The following is a 17,760-nucleotide window of genomic DNA, read 5'->3' on the forward strand; positions in this document are numbered from 1 at the left end:
CATTTGGAAATTAGAACAAACGCTCGCGGACATAGATGGTGTCGCCCGGCAGAAGCGGGTCGGTGATGAGAACCCGCCCGGTGATGATCTTGCCGTTCAGTTGCCGGGTAATGTCCACATTGGCCTGTTCCGCGCGGGGCGTGAAGCCACCGGCGGCGGCAATCGCCTTCTGTGCGGTCATCCCCGGCACGTAGGAATATTGCCCGGCAGCGCCCACTTCGCCCATGATGAAAACGGGCCGGTAACGGTCCATCTCGACCGAGACGTCCGGGTCGCGCAGATAGCCGCCGCGCAGCTTCGTGGCGATGTCGCTTTCCAGCTGCTGCAGGGTGCGGCCCCGCGCCGGCACCTTGCCGATGAGCGGGAAGGAGATATAGCCGGACGGGTCGACATTGTAGGTATTGGTGAGATCGGGCTGCTCGAACACCGTGATGCGCAGGCGATCCCCGGCGTCCAGTATATAGGGCCGGTTCAGCGCCTCGTGGAAGGCGGGAGGGGCAGGAACATAGCTCGCGCATCCGCTGACGGCCATGATGGCCGAGCCGAATGCCGCCATGAAGATGCGCCCAGAAATACGCCTTGTTTCTCGCACCGCTTGCAACCTCAGTTTCCGCCGTCACGTCTTCCGCCGCCGGCAGGTATCCCACAATCGTCATGCTGTTATCGAACGGTTAGGGTTAATGGCTGGTAAAAGCTAACCCTGCAATACCGACATTTTTGGGAACCCGCTGTTTAACCTGATGGTTACCATACGTATTTACCATACTTGCCAGCCCCAAGCGTGGGGGCGGTGTGGAGTATGAGTTCATGTCCAGTGCGGCTTCGGCGGGTAATGATGTCGATATTGATTTGGGCGCTCTGTTCAGCAGCCTCCGGCGCCACGCGCTCTTTATTTTCTTAGGCGCGCTGACGCTTGCCGCCCTCGCTCTCCTCTTCTGCATGCTTGCGACGCCGCAATACCGGGCCGAAAGCCGGATATTGATCGAAACGCGCGAATCCGTCTTCACCCGTCCCAATGCCGAAACTGCGGCCGACCGTCCGGCCATCGACCAGGAGACCGTCAAGAGCCAGGTGGAGGTGATCTCTTCCTCCAATCTTCTGAAGAAGGTGGGCGACAAGCTGAAGCTTGCAGAGACCGACGAATTCGGGAGGCCGTCGCCGCTGTCGCGACTGCTGATTTCCCTGGGCCTGAAGCAGGATCCAACGCAGGTTTCGCCGCAGGATTATATGCTGCAGGAGATGCGCGAGCATCTGCAGGTTTACAGCATTCCGGAGTCGCGCGTGATCGTCGTGCAGTTCTCGTCAAAGGACCCGGCGCTCGCGGCCAGCGTCTCGAATGCGATTGCGGATGAATATATCGCCCTTCAGCGCGAAGCCAAGCTGCAATCCACTGACGACGCAACCGCCTGGCTTCAGCCGGAAATCGCCGATCTCAGCAAGCGTCTCAAGGAATCCGAGGCCAAAGTCGCTAACTACCGCGCGTCCACCGATCTTCTGCAGGGACAGGGGGAGGAGCCGATTGCCTCGCAGCAATTGTCGGAAGTGTCATCCGAGCTTTCGCGGGTTCGCGCCAGCCGGGCCGCGAGCGAGGCGAAGGCGGAGAGCATCCGCAACGCGCTGGCGACCGGCGCTCCGCTCGATACGCTGCCGGATATCGTCGCCTCGGGGCTGATGCAGCGCCTGCGCGAGCGGCAGATCCAGTTGAACTCGCAGATCGCCGACCTCTCCACCTCGCTTCTTCCTGGCCACCCGCGCATTCGCGCCTTGCGCTCGCAGCTTGCCGACCTGAACCAGCAGATCCGTGCGGAAGGACGCAAGATCCTCGAAAGCTTTGAGAATGAGGCGTCAACCGCGAAGCTGCGTGAGACGGAGCTCAATCGGGAGTTGAACCGGGTGAAGGCGCAGGCTGCGCAGGCCGGTGGCCAGGCGGTGGAGCTGCGGGCGCTGGAGCGCGAGGCGGCGGCGCAGCGTGAGTTGCTCCAGACCTATCTCACCCGGTATCGCGAGGCTGCTTCCCGAACCGACCGCAACTATCTACCGGTGGATGCGCGCGTTTTTTCTCCGGCGGACATCCCGGCGCAACCCTATTTTCCCAAAACGCTCCCCATCGTGGGCGCGACATTCTTTGCGGGGCTTCTCTTGCTTTCGATCTTCGTTCTCTTGCGTGAGCTTTTCAGCGGCCGCGCCATGCGTCCTGTCGATGGCGCTGCGCAGCCGCCTGCCGATGAAATCCGTATGCCTGTAGCCGCCGCTGCCGCAGCGCCTGTTGCTGCCGCAGCCGTGCCGGATGATAACGAGGAAAAGACGCCCCGCCGCGCCCGGCCAGACCGTCCGCTGCCAGCGGCTGAAACCGTGCAGGAGATTTACGACAGCTACACCGCCATCGGCGACGACCTGCCGGAAAATCCGCACAGCGTGCCGACCATCGCCAAGCGCCTCGTCGAGCTTGGCGCCACACGCGCCCTGATCGTCTCGCCGGAAGGCGATGACGGCTCCGCCGCCTCGGTGCGCCTCACGCGCGAAATGGCCGACCGGCATTTGCGCGTCATCCTCATCGATATGACCGGCACGGGCGCGATCAGCCGGGCGATGCTCGACGGAAGAACAGTCTCTGGTATCACCGACCTGCTCGCCTCGGAAAAGCAGTTCACAGACGTCATCCATAGCGACCATTATTCGGATGCGCATGTGATGCCCTTGGGGCTCGCCGACCCCGAACGCGCCATGCGCGCCATCGACCGGCTACCGATCATTCTCGACGCTCTGGAAGCGGCCTATGACATCGTCGTGGTCGAATGCGGGCCATCCAACGCCGAGGCCATCAAGCGACTTTATGGCGCGGCGACGCAGATCGTTCTCAGCATCGTCGATATCGAGGATAACGCCGTGGCGCTCACTGCCCTCGATCTGGAGGATAACGGCTTCGAGGACGTGCTCATCCTGATGGGTACGGAACCGGAAGCACCCATTCCACCCTCGGGCAAAGGGAAAAAAGGCTCGCGGCTGGCGTTGTAAGATAAGCCGGCATGTGGCGCTGGACACGACCTATGCGTTTGTTATGAATAACGGGTCGAGGGGGAAATCGCAGTATACGCCCTGTCCAGCCGGCGTGCCGATGAAGATGGGCTACATCGGCATTGGCGAGTGCCTCGCTCTCGAACCCGAAGTGAAATTATGGGCTATTTTTATCCGCCTGTAATCATCACGATTGAGGTAAGAAAAACCCGCACGGGCTGGACAGTCATCGTGCGGGTTCAGATATTACCCTAGTCGAAACGCCTCTCGCAGTTAGCCGCTGCGAGGGGCACTTTGGAAATATACTGCCTCCGTTCGCCTGTTTCAAGACATCCGCGCCCGCAGCTTCTTCGCCAATTCCCAGAGTTTGGGGTTCCCCTTCACTACCGCCGTGACGGCATTGCGTGCCCGCCAGGCGGAAGCATAGGCGTGGCCTTTCACCGTAAAGCCCAACACGCCGTCGTAAAGCGCTTCTTCGATATCGCACCAATCGCGTTTGTAGGGCTCATCGCCAATGCCGAAGCTGTACACGGCGATGCCTTCCGCGCAGCTCTGCGCGATGTCTTCGAAGAACAGGTACTCGCCGGGGCTTGCCGAGACCATATCGTCATCGGCGATGCCGGCGAAATCGACCGTCAGCCCATCCGTCCAAAAGGATTTGCCCATCACCGCACGGATGACGCCGCCGACTTCCAATCCCTTGATCTCGAAGGTTCTAGGCGTCTTCCCCACGCCTTCTCTAAAGAGCGCATGAAAGAACTGCTGCACGCCGGGCTCGCCGAACACATTCTCGATGCCGCTTTTCGCAAAGCGCTCCGCCTTGATGGAGAAGAACCGGTCAAGCAGCGCGCGTGCCTCGTCGGCGGTCGCCGCCGTGACGATGCGGTAACCGCCCGCTTCTTCATAGCGGCGGGTATGCTGGCGATGCTTCTTGCGCTTACGCTTGGAATTGCTGCGCTCGAGCACACTGTCAAATCCGCAGCCGAGCGAGGCGGACAAAACCGGATTGGGATTGCGCGCATGACGCAGGCAGAGGAGGGGATTGCCCGTCTGTGCAAGAGAACCGAGCTGCCGCGAAAGCAGGAGTACGTCGATATCGGGTCGCGCCGCGCGAATGGTGCGTAGAAGCGAGCGGATATCATCCTTGCCGATCAGCTTCGCAACCCCACGCCTCAAGATGGGAAAATTGCCGTTGGCATGGCTGCCCCCGGGAAACCGCGCCAGCCGGACGGAGCGGGATGTCACCACCTCAAGCGGCAGCATCAGCACCGGCGTATCGCCATCGTGGAGCGCCGCGATGAAGCAATCTTGATTGGCGTGTTCCTGCCAGTTGCGCACAAAGGAAGCCGATTGCGGGAGTCCGGCGGCATATCCATCAAGGCTCGAAGGCAAAAGACGAAACGCGGCGTCCACATCGTCGATGATACGGGGCGAAAAGCGGATGCTCATCGGAGACTTAGCCGTCTTTCCGGCGCGGCGGCTTTTCCATCCAGGAAATGATCCACATCGCCGGAAGCACCCAGAGGATACCCGTGAAGAAGAAATAGGCCAGATGCACCCAGCCGCTCGACTCCGCCAGATGGCCGACCGCGATGATCGTCGCTAGCACCGCATAGATCATCACCAGCGCCACCAGCAAAAAGGTTCCGATCAGTTTCTTGAGCCTCACCCGCATCGGCCGCACCCCACTTGTCCTGCCGGTTTAACTACTGTTTCTGGCGCGCTAGGAAAAGGGGAAAGAAGGGCGACGGCGTGTCGCGCGGGTTTTGCTTGTCTTGCGGGCAGGGATGCGGCAGGTACTTGTGCGGATTTTAACGCGGAGTGAATGGCATGTCGGTAACAGCGATGGGCGGCAAACTTGTTTCGCTGGGAGAGCAGGAGAAGCGCAACCGCCGCGCCGTGCGCATCTGGCTCTATGTGGTTTTCGCCGTGCTCATCGCCATCGTCATGGTCGGCGGCGCGACGCGGATGACCGGCTCCGGCCTTTCCATCACTGAATGGAAGCCGATCCATGGTGTAATTCCGCCCCTCAATCACGCCGAATGGCAGGAAGAATTCGAGAAATACCAGCAGATTCCCCAGTATGAGCAAATCAACAAAGGAATGACGCTCGATCAGTTCAAGGACATCTTCTGGTGGGAATGGGCGCACCGCCTGCTGGCGCGGGGCGTCGGCTTTCTTGTCGCGATCCCGCTCGCCTTCTTCTGGATCACCGGCAGGCTGCAGCGGGGGTTGAAACCGCGCCTGCTTGGAATATTGGCGCTGGGCGGCCTTCAGGGCGCGATCGGCTGGTGGATGGTCTCCTCCGGCCTTGTCGAGCGCACGAGCGTCAGCCAGTACCGGCTCGCGACGCATCTGACGCTCGCCTGCATCATCATCGTCGCCGTCTTTTATGTCGCGCGCGGCCTAGCCACTTATACCGAGCGCCCCGCCGCCCGCTCCATCCAGCGCTTCGCCGGCTGGATGGTGGTGGCCGTCTTGGTGCAGATCTATCTCGGCGGCCTCGTCGCCGGTCTCCATGCCGGCCTTACCTACAACACATGGCCGCTGATGGACGGCTCGATCATCCCGTCCGATCTTTTCACGCAGGTTCCCTGGTGGCGCAACCTTTTCGAGAACCCGAAAACGGTGCAGTTCGCCCACCGCATGTTCGCCTATACGGTGCTGGTCCTGGCCGTCCTCAATGCTGTTCAGGCTTGGCGGATCGCGCCTGGCACGACCCATGCGCGCCGCACTTTGATGCTGGTCGGGCTGATCATGATACAGGCGGCAATCGGCATCGTAACGCTTCTCACCAGTGTTCCCATCCACTGGGGCCTGACGCATCAGGCCTTCGCGCTGGTGGTGCTTGCCTTCGCCGTAGCCCACTGGCGGGCGTGCAAGGGGGCTTACGGGGACTGAGTTCGCAGCTCAGCCTTCCCATGGATTGAGCAGGGTTACACCGGTTTTCTCGAAATCGGTGACATTGCGCGTAACGAGCGTCATACCAAAGACGAGGGCGGTGGCTGCGATGAAGCTGTCCGCATAGGGCCGCGGATTCGGGACATGCAGCATCGCGCTCCTTCTTGCGACCGCCGTATCGACCGGAAGAATCCGGTTGTGGAACATAGGTATGACGTGTTCGTCCAGCCAGTTCCGTAGAACCGCGCCCTGAACAGGGTCTTTGCGCTCCATCTGAAGCGTGCCGATTGCGAGTTCTTGTACGACAACGGCCGAAAGATAGAGGCTCGCACCGGGCACCTCGCGGCTCCATCGAGCAACGTTCAGGTCCGCTTTTCCAGTACGGACTTTGCGGAACTCAGAGATGACATTGGTGTCGAGGAGATACATCAGGACAAATCCACCTGGCCCGGCGTTTCGCGCGAGCGAGGGAATTCAATCTCAATGTCCTCGATGCCCGGCGGCAGGCCGAGTTCATCGACGATGCTTCGCTGCTTGCCCAGGATGCGCTGGTATTCTTCAAAGGACAACAGGACGTGAGCGGGCTTACCGCGATCCGTGATAATGACCGGGCCATCATTGGCCGCACGCTTGGCGCGGCCAATATCCATATTAAGCTCGCGGCTGGATAATGTGGTAATGGCCATAAGGAACCTCCGCTTTGCTGCTGGTTCAATGTTGCTACCGTTACCACAAAACACCCTATTGCCCAAGCGGCTAGTAGGCAGACAGCCGCAAATCGCGCAGCGCGGCAGCGATTTTCAGCTCCCGCGCCTCATCCTTCTCATTGCCATCCTCCCGGTGCCATGCGGCGGAAAGGCAGCCATAGGCGAAGGCGTAGTCGAGAATAAAGGCCGGGTGCCGGTCGATGATCGGCGCGAAATGTTCTGCCATATGCCGGGCGCGCTCAAGATCGAGGCAGAGATCGTCCCGGTCGAGTGGATTGTAGAAGATATTAGCCGCATCGAATGCCGCGTCCCCAACGAGCCCGTGCGGATCGATCGCCAGCCAGCCGCGCGGGCTTTCGATGATATTCTCGTGGTGAATGTCGCCATGCAGCGGGATGGCCTTATGCGGCACTGCCAGCAGGCGCTTGGCGAGCTCGGCAGCTTCCGCATAGATCGGCCTTTTACCCGTCACGGCGAACAGCCCGGCAAAATGTTTTTCCAGCGGTTGCAGATCGGCGGGGATAGACGAAGGGGAGGGCGTGTGCAGCGCGGCGAGGACTTGGCCGAAAATTTCGATGCACTCCGCATCCTTGCCCGCCTTCAGATGCTCTTCGAGATGATAGTTGCCCGCATATTCGAGCAGCATCGACGTGCCCCTCAGATCATGAAGCCGGGCCGCGCCATGGCCGTCCCGCCAGCGAAGATAATGCGCGCCGCGCAACTCCTCCATTCCTGCAGGCTTCAGTTTCTTGACCACCAAGGGCTCGCCCGGATGGTCCCGGCTCTCCACCTTCCACACATGGCTCGAATGCGTGTCGGCCAGCGGCTCGGACGAGAGGATATTCCACTCGGGCGGAAAGACCGGTTTTGCATCCATCACGCTTTACCGAGCATCAGATCCATGTTCTGCACCGCCGCCCCGGACGCGCCCTTGCCGAGATTGTCGAGCAGCGCGACGAGATTGACCTGCCCGTCGCCTTCTGTGCCAAAGACGAAGAGCTTCATGCGGTCGGTGCCGGCCAGTTCCTCGGCATCGACGCGGGGCAGCTTGGCGCTCGTCTCCAGCGGCACCACCTCTACGACATCCTGCCCGGCATAGTGCTCCACTAGCACCGCATGGATATTTTCCAGCGAGGGCGTACCGGCCAGATCGCTCGTGTACAGCGGCACCTGCACGATCATGCCCTGCGGGAAACGCCCGACGCTGGGGCTGAAGATGGGCCGCCGGTCGAGCCTTCCATGCAATTGCAGCTCCGCGACATGCTTGTGCCGCAGCGGCAGACCGTAGAGGAAACTGTTCGCGGTCAGATGCTCAGGGTGATTCTCATCTTCCATCTGAGCGATCAACTGCTTGCCGCCACCCGTATAGCCCGAGACGGCATTGACCGTGACCGGGTAATCGGCAGGCAGCAGCCCGGCATCGCGCAACGGGCGGATGAGGGCGATGGCGCCGGTCGGGTAGCAGCCGGGATTGGCGACGAGCCGCGCCTCGGCGATCCGCTCGCGCTGGCCCTTGGCGAGTTCCGCAAAGCCATAGGCCCAGTCCGGATGAACGCGGTGCGCCGTCGAGGTGTCGATGACGCGCGTCGAATTATGCCCGTCGAGAAGCGCCACCGCCTCGCGCGAGGCATCGTCGGGCAGGCAGAGGATGGCGATATCGGCGGCGCGCAGATAATCCGCGCGCAGATCCTTGTTGCGCCGCTCGACCTCAGGGATAGAGATCACGTCCAGATCGTCGCGACCGGCAAGCCGCGTCCTGATCTGCAGCCCGGTGGTGCCATGCTCGCCATCGATGAAGATTTTCGGTTTCATTGGCTTTTGCCCATAGTTTCAAAGCGATACGGATATTTGCAGAATCTGTTTTAGAGGGAGTTGAATCAAAGTCCGAAGTTCATCGTCGCGTCTTCTTCTCCGCCAGCAAGCCCAGATAATACATGGCAATCGTCGCTCCGGCGATGGCGGTTATATCGGCATGGTCATAGGCGGGCGCAATTTCCACCACATCGGCCCCAACGATATCGAGCCCGCCAAGCTGGCGTAGAACTGAGAGCATTTTCGCCGAGGACGGGCCTCCCGCCACCGGGGTTCCCGTGCCGGGCGCATGGGCCGGATCGAGGCAGTCGATGTCGAAGGTCAGATAGACCTTTCGGCCTGCGGTCCGCTCGACGATGGCCCCGGCAATGGCCGCCGCGGACATTTCTTCTACCTCATATCCATGGATGAGCTTGATGCCGCAATCCTCCGGCGCATGGGTGCGAATGCCGATCTGGATCGAATGATCTGGATCGATGACGCCGTCCCGCACAGCGCGCCCGACGAAAGAACCGTGATCGATGCGCCTGCCATCGTCGAACCATGTGTCCTGATGCGCGTCGAACTGCACCAGCGCCAGCGGGCCATATTTCGCCGCATGCGCCCTCAAGAGTGGCCAGGTGACGAAATGATCGCCGCCGAGCGAGAGCAGGAACGCACCGGATTTCAGAATCTTTGCCGCTTCCCGCTCGATCGTGGCAGGCGTCTTCTGGTGGTTGCCATAGTCGAGCAGGCAATCGCCATAATCGATCACCGCCAGCGCTTCGAAAAGATCGCGGCTGAAGGGATATTGCGGGTCGTTGTCGAAAATCACCGAAGCGCGCCGGATCGCCTGCGGCCCGAACCGTGCGCCGGGCCGGTTGGAAACCGCCGCATCGAACGGAATGCCCCACACCACCGCATCCGCACCATTCAGGTTCTTGCTATAGCGCCGCCGCATGAAAGACAGCGCGCCCGCATAGGTCGGGTCCGTTGCCGCGCCGGTCAGACTGCGTGCGGTAAAAGCATGATCGATGGTTTTAGAAGGCATGGTGTTTCGATATCCGCAAATTTGCTGCTTCGGCGAGGGGTGGAATCATCGCTGCCATCGGTAAAGCACGTCCGGTTCTTTTTCCTCATTTTCGCGGCCATCGGTAACGTCGACCGCGACGAAGCCGCGCTTTTCATAAAAGCGCCGCGCGGCATCGTTGCGCTGGAACGTCCAGAGCTGGAGCAGGTCGAAACTCTCTTGCGCTTTCTCTAGAAGAGCGCTCCCGATGCCGGCCGCTTGAAAGTCCGGCAGCACATAGAGCTGATCGATCCAGCCCGGCCTGAAAGCGATGAAACCGGCCAGCGTGTCCGTCCAGGCCCCCCATAGGGTGCATTTAGAAAACAGATGGTCTCGGAAAAAGGCTCTATCTTCTTCAGGCGTATGCAGGCCCGTGAGCCAGGGCAAAGCTTGGTCGAAGGCGATACGGTGCACCCCAGCCGCCACGTCCATATCGTCCAGCTCCAATTGCCTGATCGTGTAGCGCATGTTCCCGAAGCCCGTTATGCTAGGTTAAGCTTCCACCGTTCTTGCATCGAACCCATAAGCGCGTTCCACGCGGGCGATGCGGACGCGATAGGCTTGATACCATTGCTGGCGGCCCATCTTCTGCGCCATGAGATGGTCGACGTCGCGCTTCCATGCGCGAATGCTCTCTTCATCCGCCCAGAACGAGTTGGTGATGCCGAAACCTTCGGCGTCCCTCGCGCTCTCGACACCCAGATAACCGGGCTGTTTCGCGGCAAGTTCCGCCATGCGAACGGCCATGTCACCATAGCCTTCATCGCCCGGCACGCGCTGCGACGAAAACGCAACGACGAAATAAGGCGGCTCCGGCGTGAGAGCGAAGCGGTTGGAGGACATTGCATTAACCCCTAAAGATCGATTCTCGTCATCAATAACAAAAAAGCGGACCCGAAGGCCCGCTTTTCCGTGGGTTCCGCCCGAACGCCAAAACTTAACGCTTGGAGAACTGGAACGAACGGCGGGCCTTGGCCTTGCCGTACTTCTTTCGCTCGACCACGCGGCTGTCGCGGGTGAGGAAGCCGCCCTTTTTCAGAACCGCACGCAGGCCCGGCTCATAATAGGTCAGCGCCTTGGAGATGCCGTGACGCACCGCACCCGCCTGGCCGGAGAGACCGCCGCCGGTGACGGTGGCGATGATGTCGAACTGGCCGGCGCGGTTGGTCGCGACGATCGGCTGCTGCAGGATCATCTGCAGCACGGGGCGCGCGAAATATTTGTCGAATTCCTTGTCGTTCACGACGATCTTGCCGGAGCCCGGCTTGACCCAGACGCGGGCAACCGCGTCCTTGCGCTTGCCGGTCGCATAGGCGCGGCCATGGGCGTCGAGCTTCTGGACGTGAACCGGCGCGGCTTCCGCCTGTGCCGCGGCTGCGACAGTGCCGAGTTCCTGGAGCGAGTTGATCTGCTCAGCCATGATTATGCAGTCCTCTTGTTCTTGCGGTTCAGCGCGCCGACATCGAGCACCTCGGGCTGCTGGGCTTCATGCGGATGGCTGGCACCGGCATAGACGCGCAGATTCTTCATCTGGCGGCGGCCGAGAGGCCCGCGCGGAATCATGCGTTCCACGGCCTTCTCGACGATGCGCTCGGGGAAACGGCCCTCGAGGATTTGGCGCGCGGTGCGCTCCTTGATGCCGCCGGGATAGCCGGTGTGCCAGTAATATTTCTTGTCCTGGACCTTTTTGCCGGTCAGGACCACCTTGTCGGCATTGATGATGATGACATTGTCGCCATCGTCCACATGCGGGGTGAAGGTGGCTTTGTGCTTGCCGCGCAGGCGGTTGGCGACGATGGTGGCGAGACGACCGACGACGAGACCCTCGGCGTCGATCAGCACCCACTTCTTCACCACTTCTGCCGGCTTCTGGGAGAAGGTTGTCATGGTCAGGTTCCTTGAAAAATCCTTGGCATGGCAAGGCATTTTTTGTTGCTTGCGTTGTTTCGGAAGGCGTAGCCATCCGGACAACAATAGATGCAAGATATCCAGTATCTCATATCTGGTATTTCACACCTTGCGCGGCCCAATACAGGGGAATTGGCGGCGCGTCAAGCGGTGATTTCGAAGAGTGTTCGGAAAATAGCAATTAAAACAATGGTTTATAATATTGGTATTATAATACCGCATTAAAAATGAACCCTCCGCGCCCTTCCGGTCGTCATTCTCGGGCTTGTCCCGAGAATCTACAGAGGTCGAATCTGTCTGGACGGTAATCGCTATTCCGCTGTCTTATGGCAGATTCTCGGGACAAGCCCGAGAATGCGGCGGAGAGGAGGAGAGGGCGGTCGAATAACCTAACACCCGCATCTTTTCCGAATGAATTTGCTTTGATTCCGCCGCGCGGCTGGTCATAGATAGCGATAACGAAACAGAGACCATCGAGTGGAGGAATCATGGCTCACCGCACCCCCGGTATCGAAACTCTTGCTGTTCATGCCGGCGCGAAGCCCGACCCGGCGACGGGCGCGCGCGCAACGCCGATCTACCAGACGACATCCTTCGTCTTCGAGGACGCGGACCATGCCGCCGCGCTTTTCGGACTGCAGGCTTTCGGCAATATCTATACCCGCATCACCAACCCGACCCAGGCGGTGCTGGAGGAGCGCATCGCCGCGCTTGAAGGCGGCACGGCCGCACTGGCGACGGCGTCCGGCCATGCGGCGCAGCTTCTCACCTTCCATACACTGCTGCAGCCGGGCGATAATTTCATCGCCGCCAACAAGCTCTATGGCGGCTCGATGAACCAGTTCGGCCATGCCTTCAAATCCTTTGGCTGGGAGGTGCGCTGGGCCAATACGGATGATCCCGCCTCCTTCGAAAGCCTCATCGACGGGCGCACCCGCGCTATCTTTGTCGAAAGCATCGCCAATCCCGGCGGCATCATCGTCGATCTGGAGAAACTGGCGGAGGTTGCGCAAAAGCACGGCCTGCCGCTCATCGTCGACAACACGCTCGCCTCGCCCTATCTCATCCGCCCCATCGAGCATGGCGCGGATATCGTCCTCCACTCGCTGACGAAATTCATCGGCGGTCACGGTAATTCCATGGGCGGCATCATTGTCGATGGCGGCACGTTCGACTGGTCGAAATCCGGCAACTATCCGCTGCTGTCGGAGCCGCGCCCGGAATATGCCGGTATGGTCCTGCACCAGACCTTCGGCAACATTGCCTTCGCCATCGCTGCCCGCGTGCTGGGCATGCGCGACCTCGGCCCCGCCATTTCGCCCTTCAACGCCTTCCAGCTCTTGACCGGCGTGGAGACACTGCCGCTGCGCATGCAGCGGCACTCAGACAACGCGCTGAAGGTCGCCGAATGGCTGCAAAAGCACGACAAGATCGCCTGGGTCTCCTATTCGGCACTCCCCTCGGACAAATATCACGCGCTGCAGCAGAAATATTCGCCCAAGGGCGGCGGCGCGGTGCTGACTTTTGGGCTGAAGGGCGGCTACGAGGCGGGCGTCAAGCTGGTCGACAGCCTCGAGCTCTTCTCCCATCTCGCCAATATCGGCGACACGCGCTCCCTCGTCATCCACCCCGCCTCGACAACGCACCGCCAGCTCTCCGACGAGCAGAAGATCGCCGCCGGGGCGGGGCCGGATGTGGTGCGCCTCTCCATCGGCATCGAAAATGCGGAGGACATCATCGCCGATCTTGACCAGGCCTTGGCAAAGGCGGGCTGATTCCTGTGACGTTGCGCGCGCTCTTCCTCCCCATGGATATCGATCAGACAACAGTGGAGGAGGGCGCGCCGCCCGCCCATCGCATCCTCTCCGGCGCCCCGAAATTCCGCACCTGGAATATCGAGGAAGCCGAAGGCGGCCTCTACGTCGGCATATGGGAGGCGACACCAGGCAAATGGCGCGTCGAATATGACGAATGGGAATTCTGCCACATCCTCTCCGGCGTCTCCGTCATCACCGAGGAGGGCGGCGACCCAATCACGCTGCGCCCCGGCGACAGCTTCATCCTCCGCCCCGGTTTCAAGGGGACGTGGGAGGTGATCGAGACGACCCGGAAGGAATATGTGATCAGGGTTTGAACCACACGGCGACGGTGGCGACCGTCAGCCCAATTGATACGACAGACGACAGGCCGTGGCTCATGGCTTTATCCTTTCCGGCCATCACGTGATCGTATCATATTATGATACATCGACGAAGCGAAAAAGGCGGAGGCCCAAGCCCCCGCCTTCATCTTCACATACTCCCGTCCCCTATTTCGCCGCGTCCGGCTTCATCAGCACCGGCTGTGGTGTGTCGGGGCTGCTGACGGGCAAGAGGGGGTAGGTCACGTCGGGCTGTTCGCCGGTCAGCGTGTCGAGGAAGGCGACGATGGCTTCCACTTCATCGCCCTTGAGCTCCGTGCCGAGCTGTGAGGACGACATGATCTCCACCGCCTGCTTCAGATCCCACACCCGTCCGCTGTGGAAATAGGGCGCGGTGAGCGCCACGTTGCGCAAGGAGGGCGCGCGGAAGACATATTCGTCGCTCGCCGTTTCGGTAACGGCGAAGCGGCCTTTGTCGTCGGGCGGCAAGATTTCCGAGCCCGGCTTTTCCACCACGCCGAAGGCATAATAATCCCCGCCGCCAACATTGATGCCGTTATGGCATGAGGCGCAGCCGCGATCGATGAAGAGGCGCAGGCCCTTCTTCTCCTTGTCGTTGAGCGCCGCGACATTACCTTCCAGATATTGGTCGAATCGCGCGCCCGGCGTGATCAGCGTCGTCTCGAACGCCTCGATGGCCTTCGCGACATTGTCGAAGGTGAGCGCCTGCGTCTCGCCCGGGAAGGCAAGATCGAATCGCTTGCGGTACTCGGGCATGCTTTCGAGCACGGCCAGCACACGGTCCGGCGTGGCGTTCATCTCCACCGCGGCCTGGATCGGCCCCTTGGCCTGTTCGCGTAGATCCTGCGCGCGTCCGTCCCAGAACTGCGCGACGTTGAAGAAGGCGTTCAGCACCGTCGGCGCGTTGCGCGGGCCGCTCTGCCAGCCATGGCCGACCGAGGTCGGCAAGCCGTCGACGCCGCCCAGCCCAAGATTATGGCAGGTGTTGCAGCTGAGCAGATGGCTGGACGACAGGCGCGGCTCGAAGAACAGCATCTTGCCCAGTTCCACCTTTTCCCGCGTGATGGCGTTGTTGGGAGGCGCGGGCTGGACGGTCGGGATCGGCTTGAAGAGGGCCGTTGCGTCCGTACGCAGCGCCTCGTCGTCAATAGATTGGGGATCACCCTGCGCCCCAGCCGGTCCGCCGAGCAGGACCGCGGCTGCAAACGCCAATGCTAGCTTGGATTTCATCATCCTCTCCATTGTGGTTATGCCACGCAAGCCACGATAGAAAGGCGGGGAGGGCGATGTTTTGCGTCAGATCAGCAGGCGCCCTCCAGCGACGGTTTGTCGCTAGTTTGTAGTGATTCTAAATCTTGCAGGCGTTCTGCCGCACCGCCGAGGCGGTCATTCGGTGGGGGAATAAAAAGCGTTTCAGGCAGATTTGCCGGAAATATGGTGGGCGATGAGAGACTCGAACTCCCGACATCTTCGGTGTAAACGAAGCGCTCTACCAACTGAGCTAATCGCCCGCTCGCGTGAAGCGGCTGTGGTCAAGCCTTTAGGCAATTCGGCTTGTAAGCGCAAGAGGCAATGCGGCGGAGGACGTGCTGCGGTGAGGTTCTCCGGGGAGCATTTTCGCAACAGAAAATATTCTCAAAAATTTTCGAATGAGGTCGTTGACAGGGGACGGCGAACCCCTTAGAAGCCCGCTCATCGCCGGACGGAAACGCCCCGGCGGAACGAAGAAGAAAGTACGCGGGTGTAGCTCAGTTGGTTAGAGTGCCGGCCTGTCACGCCGGAGGTCGCGGGTTCGAGCCCCGTCACTCGCGCCACTTTTCTTCAAGCAAAATCAAGGCTTTGATTGGTTTGATGAAGAGTGGCGCCCCGCCATGCGGTTTAACTTTCCTCTCTCATTCCATTCTCCATTGCCTGGTCAAATGCGATTGCGGCTAATGCTCGTGCTTTATTCCGAGCTGCTGTTTCTTCATCGAGCTCGGTGCTTAGCCGCCCAGTCAGTCGCTCCTCATTTTTCTTCAGGTGTGCGGTTGACGTTTGAGGGTGCGCTGCGTGACGATCCCTTCATGAACAACGACGAAATCGTCTGGCGCTGATTCTCGCAAATCAACCAAGCCTGCTGCTTCGGTCCTTTTGCTCCGAATCCCGTTTCACAAACATTTGAGACGCCGCCCTGGATCCCGGCACGCGCCCCCGGCCCACTTCCGCCTAAATTGCTGGCTTCCCTCGCTTTTTCCGGCTTCACGCTGCACCGCCAATAACCGTCCGCGTCTGGTTTTATGGGGTCTTCCGCCTTATATGCGGCCATGAGCGGCACATTATTAAGCATATGGCAAAAGGTGGGCGGCTGTTTGGCGGTCTTTTGCCTTGCACCTTTAGCCTCTCTGCGCTAACCCTCGCCGCGAAATCGCACGGTATGCCTTTTGAAGCTGCTTGGGCGAGGGGTCTCTTTGCACAAGGCATGTCTCCCAAAAGTGGGAACCGGTTTTGGGATAAAGACATGCTGGCGAATGCATGTCTCCCAAAAGTGGACACCGGTTTTGGGTGAAGACATGCCAGCGAGATGCAATGTGTCGCATGGCCGTAGCCGGTAAAAGGGCTATAGACCCCGGTGCGAGAACAGCCTCGTGTCAAAAGGCGGAAACAGGATCATGAACGAGCTTTTGAGTTCCTACCTGCCCATCGTCATCTTCATTGGCGTGGCGCTGGTGATCGGTCTGGCGCTTCTCGTCGCGCCGTTCCTTGTCGCTTACCGGCAGCCGGACCCTGAGAAGTTGTCCGCGTATGAATGCGGCTTCAACGCCTTCGACGATGCGCGCATGAAATTCGACATCCGGTTCTATCTGGTGTCGATTCTCTTCATCATCTTCGACCTGGAGGTCGCCTTCCTGTTTCCGTGGGCGGTTTCCTTCGGGTCCATCGGCTGGTTCGGCTTCTGGTCGATGATGGTTTTCCTCGCCGTGCTGACCATCGGCTTCATCTATGAATGGAAAAAGGGAGCGCTGGAATGGGATTGACCGATAGCAACACCACGCTCGTCGCGCCCCAGCCCAAGGGAATCATCGATCCGAACACGGGTAAGCCCGTGGGTGCGGACGATGCGTTCTTCAACGAGATCAATGCGGAACTGTCCGATAAGGGCTTTCTCGTCACCTCCACCGACGCGCTCATCACCTGGGCGCGCACCGGCTCGCTGATGTGGATGACCTTCGGCCTCGCCTGCTGCGCGGTGGAGATGATGCACATCTCCATGCCGCGCTATGACGCCGAGCGCTTCGGCATTGCCCCCCGCGCGTCTCCGCGCCAGTCCGACGTGATGATCGTGGCGGGCACGCTGACCAACAAGATGGCTCCCGCGCTGCGCAAGGTCTATGACCAGATGCCGGAGCCGCGCTACGTCATCTCCATGGGCTCCTGTGCCAATGGCGGCGGCTATTACCATTATTCCTATTCGGTGGTGCGCGGCTGCGACCGCGTCGTGCCCGTCGATATCTATGTGCCGGGCTGTCCGCCCACCGCGGAAGCGCTGCTCTACGGCATTCTTCTTCTGCAGAAGAAGATCCGCCGCACCGGCACCATCGAGCGATAGGAGAGGGGCGGCATGAGCACTCTTGAAGATTTCAAACTCTATCTATCAGAGCGCCTCGGCGATGTGATCGACGATATCGCCATCGAATATGGCGAGCTCAATCTCGTCGTTCCCGCGGAAAAGATCGTCCCGACACTGACTTTCCTGCGTGACGACGATCTCTGCCAGTTCGTGTCGTTCACCGATCTCAGCGGCGTCGATTATCCCGAGCGCGCCAAGCGGTTCGATGTGGTCTATCAGCTCCTGTCGCCGCGCCGGAACCTTCGCATCCGCGTCAAGGTACAGGCCGACGAGACGACGCTCGTTCCGTCCGCAACTGCGGTCTATCCGGGCGCGGAGTGGTACGAGCGCGAAGCCTACGACATGTACGGCATCCTCTTCTCCGGCCACCCGGACCTGCGCCGCATCCTTACCGACTACGGCTTCGACGGATACCCGCTGCGCAAGGACTTCCCCCTCACCGGCTATGTCGAAGTGCGTTACGACGACGAGCTGAAGCGCGTGATCTATCAGCCGGTCGAGCTTCGTCAGGAATTCCGCAACTTCGATTTCCTCTCGCCATGGGAAGGTACGGATTACGTCCTGCCCGGCGACGAAAAGGCCAAGGCGAACTGAGGCGATA

Annotated in this window: 21 protein-coding genes and 2 tRNA genes; 8 read left to right on the forward strand and 15 right to left on the reverse strand. The window is 60.5% G+C overall.

From position 1 onward, the window contains the following. Positions 1-10 precede the first annotated feature (10 nt). On the reverse strand, positions 11-556 hold the full coding sequence (locus ACOWVG_RS03515) for a polysaccharide biosynthesis/export family protein (RefSeq protein ID WP_420960086.1): 546 nt from the start codon (positions 554-556) through the stop codon (positions 11-13). Positions 557-807: 251 nt separating this feature from the next. Here ACOWVG_RS03515 and ACOWVG_RS03520 point away from each other — a divergent pair, with 251 nt between their 5' ends. Then, positions 808-3,015 (forward strand): GumC family protein, encoded by a 2,208-nt coding sequence (locus ACOWVG_RS03520; RefSeq protein ID WP_420960087.1) that lies wholly within the window; start codon positions 808-810, stop codon positions 3,013-3,015. A gap of 324 nt (positions 3,016-3,339) precedes the next feature. Here ACOWVG_RS03520 and ACOWVG_RS03525 read toward each other — a convergent pair whose 3' ends face one another. Then, a complete protein-coding gene (locus tag ACOWVG_RS03525) occupies positions 3,340-4,464 on the reverse strand; it encodes a GNAT family N-acetyltransferase (RefSeq protein WP_420960088.1) in 1,125 nt (374 codons plus the stop codon). Between the two features lie 7 nt (positions 4,465-4,471). Next, positions 4,472-4,690 (reverse strand): DUF2842 domain-containing protein, encoded by a 219-nt coding sequence (locus ACOWVG_RS03530; RefSeq protein ID WP_420960089.1) that lies wholly within the window; start codon positions 4,688-4,690, stop codon positions 4,472-4,474. 155 nt (positions 4,691-4,845) lie between these two features. On the opposite strand from ACOWVG_RS03530, the gene ACOWVG_RS03535 reads away from it, so the two are divergent. Beyond that, positions 4,846-5,916, forward strand: coding sequence for a COX15/CtaA family protein (locus ACOWVG_RS03535; RefSeq protein ID WP_420960090.1), 1,071 nt, complete (start codon positions 4,846-4,848; stop codon positions 5,914-5,916). Between the two features lie 9 nt (positions 5,917-5,925). Here the strand turns inward: ACOWVG_RS03535 and ACOWVG_RS03540 are convergent, their stop codons facing one another. The 9 genes from ACOWVG_RS03540 to rplM all read right to left on the reverse strand — a co-directional run bounded on the left by ACOWVG_RS03540 (position 5,926) and on the right by rplM (position 11,370). Then, entirely contained in the window at positions 5,926-6,345 is a 420-nt protein-coding gene (locus tag ACOWVG_RS03540; protein WP_420960091.1) for a type II toxin-antitoxin system VapC family toxin, read from the reverse strand. After that, positions 6,345-6,602, reverse strand: a complete 258-nt coding sequence (locus tag ACOWVG_RS03545) for a type II toxin-antitoxin system Phd/YefM family antitoxin (RefSeq protein ID WP_420960092.1) — start codon at positions 6,600-6,602, stop codon at positions 6,345-6,347. Before ACOWVG_RS03545 ends, ACOWVG_RS03540 begins: the two co-directional genes overlap by 1 nt. 70 nt (positions 6,603-6,672) lie before the next feature. Further along, the gene (locus tag ACOWVG_RS03550) at positions 6,673-7,500 is read right to left on the reverse strand and encodes an aminoglycoside phosphotransferase family protein (RefSeq protein WP_420960093.1); all 828 of its coding nucleotides are present in this window, start codon (positions 7,498-7,500) and stop codon (positions 6,673-6,675) included. Beyond that, a complete protein-coding gene (gene argC, locus ACOWVG_RS03555; protein WP_420960094.1) occupies positions 7,500-8,435 on the reverse strand; it encodes an N-acetyl-gamma-glutamyl-phosphate reductase in 936 nt (311 codons plus the stop codon). The genes ACOWVG_RS03550 and argC overlap by 1 nt, the downstream gene beginning before the upstream one ends. A gap of 79 nt (positions 8,436-8,514) precedes the next feature. After that, positions 8,515-9,465, reverse strand: coding sequence for an agmatinase (gene speB, locus ACOWVG_RS03560; RefSeq protein ID WP_420960095.1), 951 nt, complete (start codon positions 9,463-9,465; stop codon positions 8,515-8,517). A gap of 45 nt (positions 9,466-9,510) precedes the next feature. Then, positions 9,511-9,951, reverse strand: coding sequence for a GNAT family N-acetyltransferase (locus tag ACOWVG_RS03565; protein ID WP_420960096.1), 441 nt, complete (start codon positions 9,949-9,951; stop codon positions 9,511-9,513). A 24-nt stretch (positions 9,952-9,975) separates the two neighbouring features. Beyond that, positions 9,976-10,326, reverse strand: coding sequence for an antibiotic biosynthesis monooxygenase family protein (locus ACOWVG_RS03570; protein ID WP_420960097.1), 351 nt, complete (start codon positions 10,324-10,326; stop codon positions 9,976-9,978). Positions 10,327-10,420: 94 nt separating this feature from the next. Beyond that, positions 10,421-10,903 carry a 30S ribosomal protein S9 gene (gene rpsI / locus ACOWVG_RS03575; RefSeq protein WP_420960098.1) on the reverse strand — a complete coding sequence of 161 codons (483 nt, stop codon included), beginning with the start codon at positions 10,901-10,903 and terminating at the stop codon, positions 10,421-10,423. A gap of 2 nt (positions 10,904-10,905) precedes the next feature. After that, positions 10,906-11,370 carry a 50S ribosomal protein L13 gene (gene rplM / locus ACOWVG_RS03580; protein ID WP_420960099.1) on the reverse strand — a complete coding sequence of 155 codons (465 nt, stop codon included), beginning with the start codon at positions 11,368-11,370 and terminating at the stop codon, positions 10,906-10,908. Positions 11,371-11,879: 509 nt separating this feature from the next. Between rplM and ACOWVG_RS03585 the strand changes: the two genes are divergently transcribed. Further along, on the forward strand, positions 11,880-13,166 hold the full coding sequence (locus ACOWVG_RS03585; RefSeq protein WP_420960100.1) for an O-acetylhomoserine aminocarboxypropyltransferase: 1,287 nt from the start codon (positions 11,880-11,882) through the stop codon (positions 13,164-13,166). 32 nt (positions 13,167-13,198) lie between these two features. Continuing rightward, positions 13,199-13,525, forward strand: coding sequence for a cupin domain-containing protein (locus ACOWVG_RS03590; protein WP_420960173.1), 327 nt, complete (start codon positions 13,199-13,201; stop codon positions 13,523-13,525). 174 nt (positions 13,526-13,699) lie between these two features. On the opposite strand, the gene ACOWVG_RS03595 is transcribed toward ACOWVG_RS03590, so the two are convergent. Continuing rightward, positions 13,700-14,782 (reverse strand): cytochrome-c peroxidase, encoded by a 1,083-nt coding sequence (locus ACOWVG_RS03595; RefSeq protein ID WP_420960101.1) that lies wholly within the window; start codon positions 14,780-14,782, stop codon positions 13,700-13,702. A 205-nt stretch (positions 14,783-14,987) separates the two neighbouring features. Then, a tRNA-Val gene (locus ACOWVG_RS03600) sits at positions 14,988-15,063 on the reverse strand. 226 nt (positions 15,064-15,289) lie between these two features. On the opposite strand from ACOWVG_RS03600, the gene ACOWVG_RS03605 reads away from it, so the two are divergent. Beyond that, positions 15,290-15,366, forward strand: a tRNA-Asp gene (locus ACOWVG_RS03605). Positions 15,367-15,557: 191 nt separating this feature from the next. On the opposite strand, the gene ACOWVG_RS03610 is transcribed toward ACOWVG_RS03605, so the two are convergent. After that, positions 15,558-15,857 (reverse strand): hypothetical protein, encoded by a 300-nt coding sequence (locus tag ACOWVG_RS03610; protein WP_420960102.1) that lies wholly within the window; start codon positions 15,855-15,857, stop codon positions 15,558-15,560. 343 nt (positions 15,858-16,200) lie between these two features. Between ACOWVG_RS03610 and ACOWVG_RS03615 the strand changes: the two genes are divergently transcribed. The 3 genes from ACOWVG_RS03615 to ACOWVG_RS03625 are packed head-to-tail and all read left to right on the forward strand — an operon-like array spanning position 16,201 to position 17,753. Further along, positions 16,201-16,566: an NADH-quinone oxidoreductase subunit A gene (locus ACOWVG_RS03615; protein WP_420960103.1), complete on the forward strand. Its 366-nt coding sequence runs from the start codon at positions 16,201-16,203 to the stop codon at positions 16,564-16,566. Beyond that, positions 16,557-17,138 carry a NuoB/complex I 20 kDa subunit family protein gene (locus ACOWVG_RS03620; RefSeq protein ID WP_420960104.1) on the forward strand — a complete coding sequence of 194 codons (582 nt, stop codon included), beginning with the start codon at positions 16,557-16,559 and terminating at the stop codon, positions 17,136-17,138. The genes ACOWVG_RS03615 and ACOWVG_RS03620 overlap by 10 nt, the downstream gene beginning before the upstream one ends. Positions 17,139-17,150: 12 nt before the next feature. Further along, on the forward strand, positions 17,151-17,753 hold the full coding sequence (locus tag ACOWVG_RS03625) for an NADH-quinone oxidoreductase subunit C (RefSeq protein WP_420960105.1): 603 nt from the start codon (positions 17,151-17,153) through the stop codon (positions 17,751-17,753). The last annotated feature ends 7 nt before the right edge of the window (positions 17,754-17,760 follow it).

It is taken from the genome of Brucella sp. IR073 (assembly GCF_049065735.1).
GTDB lineage: Bacteria > Pseudomonadota > Alphaproteobacteria > Rhizobiales > Rhizobiaceae > Paramesorhizobium.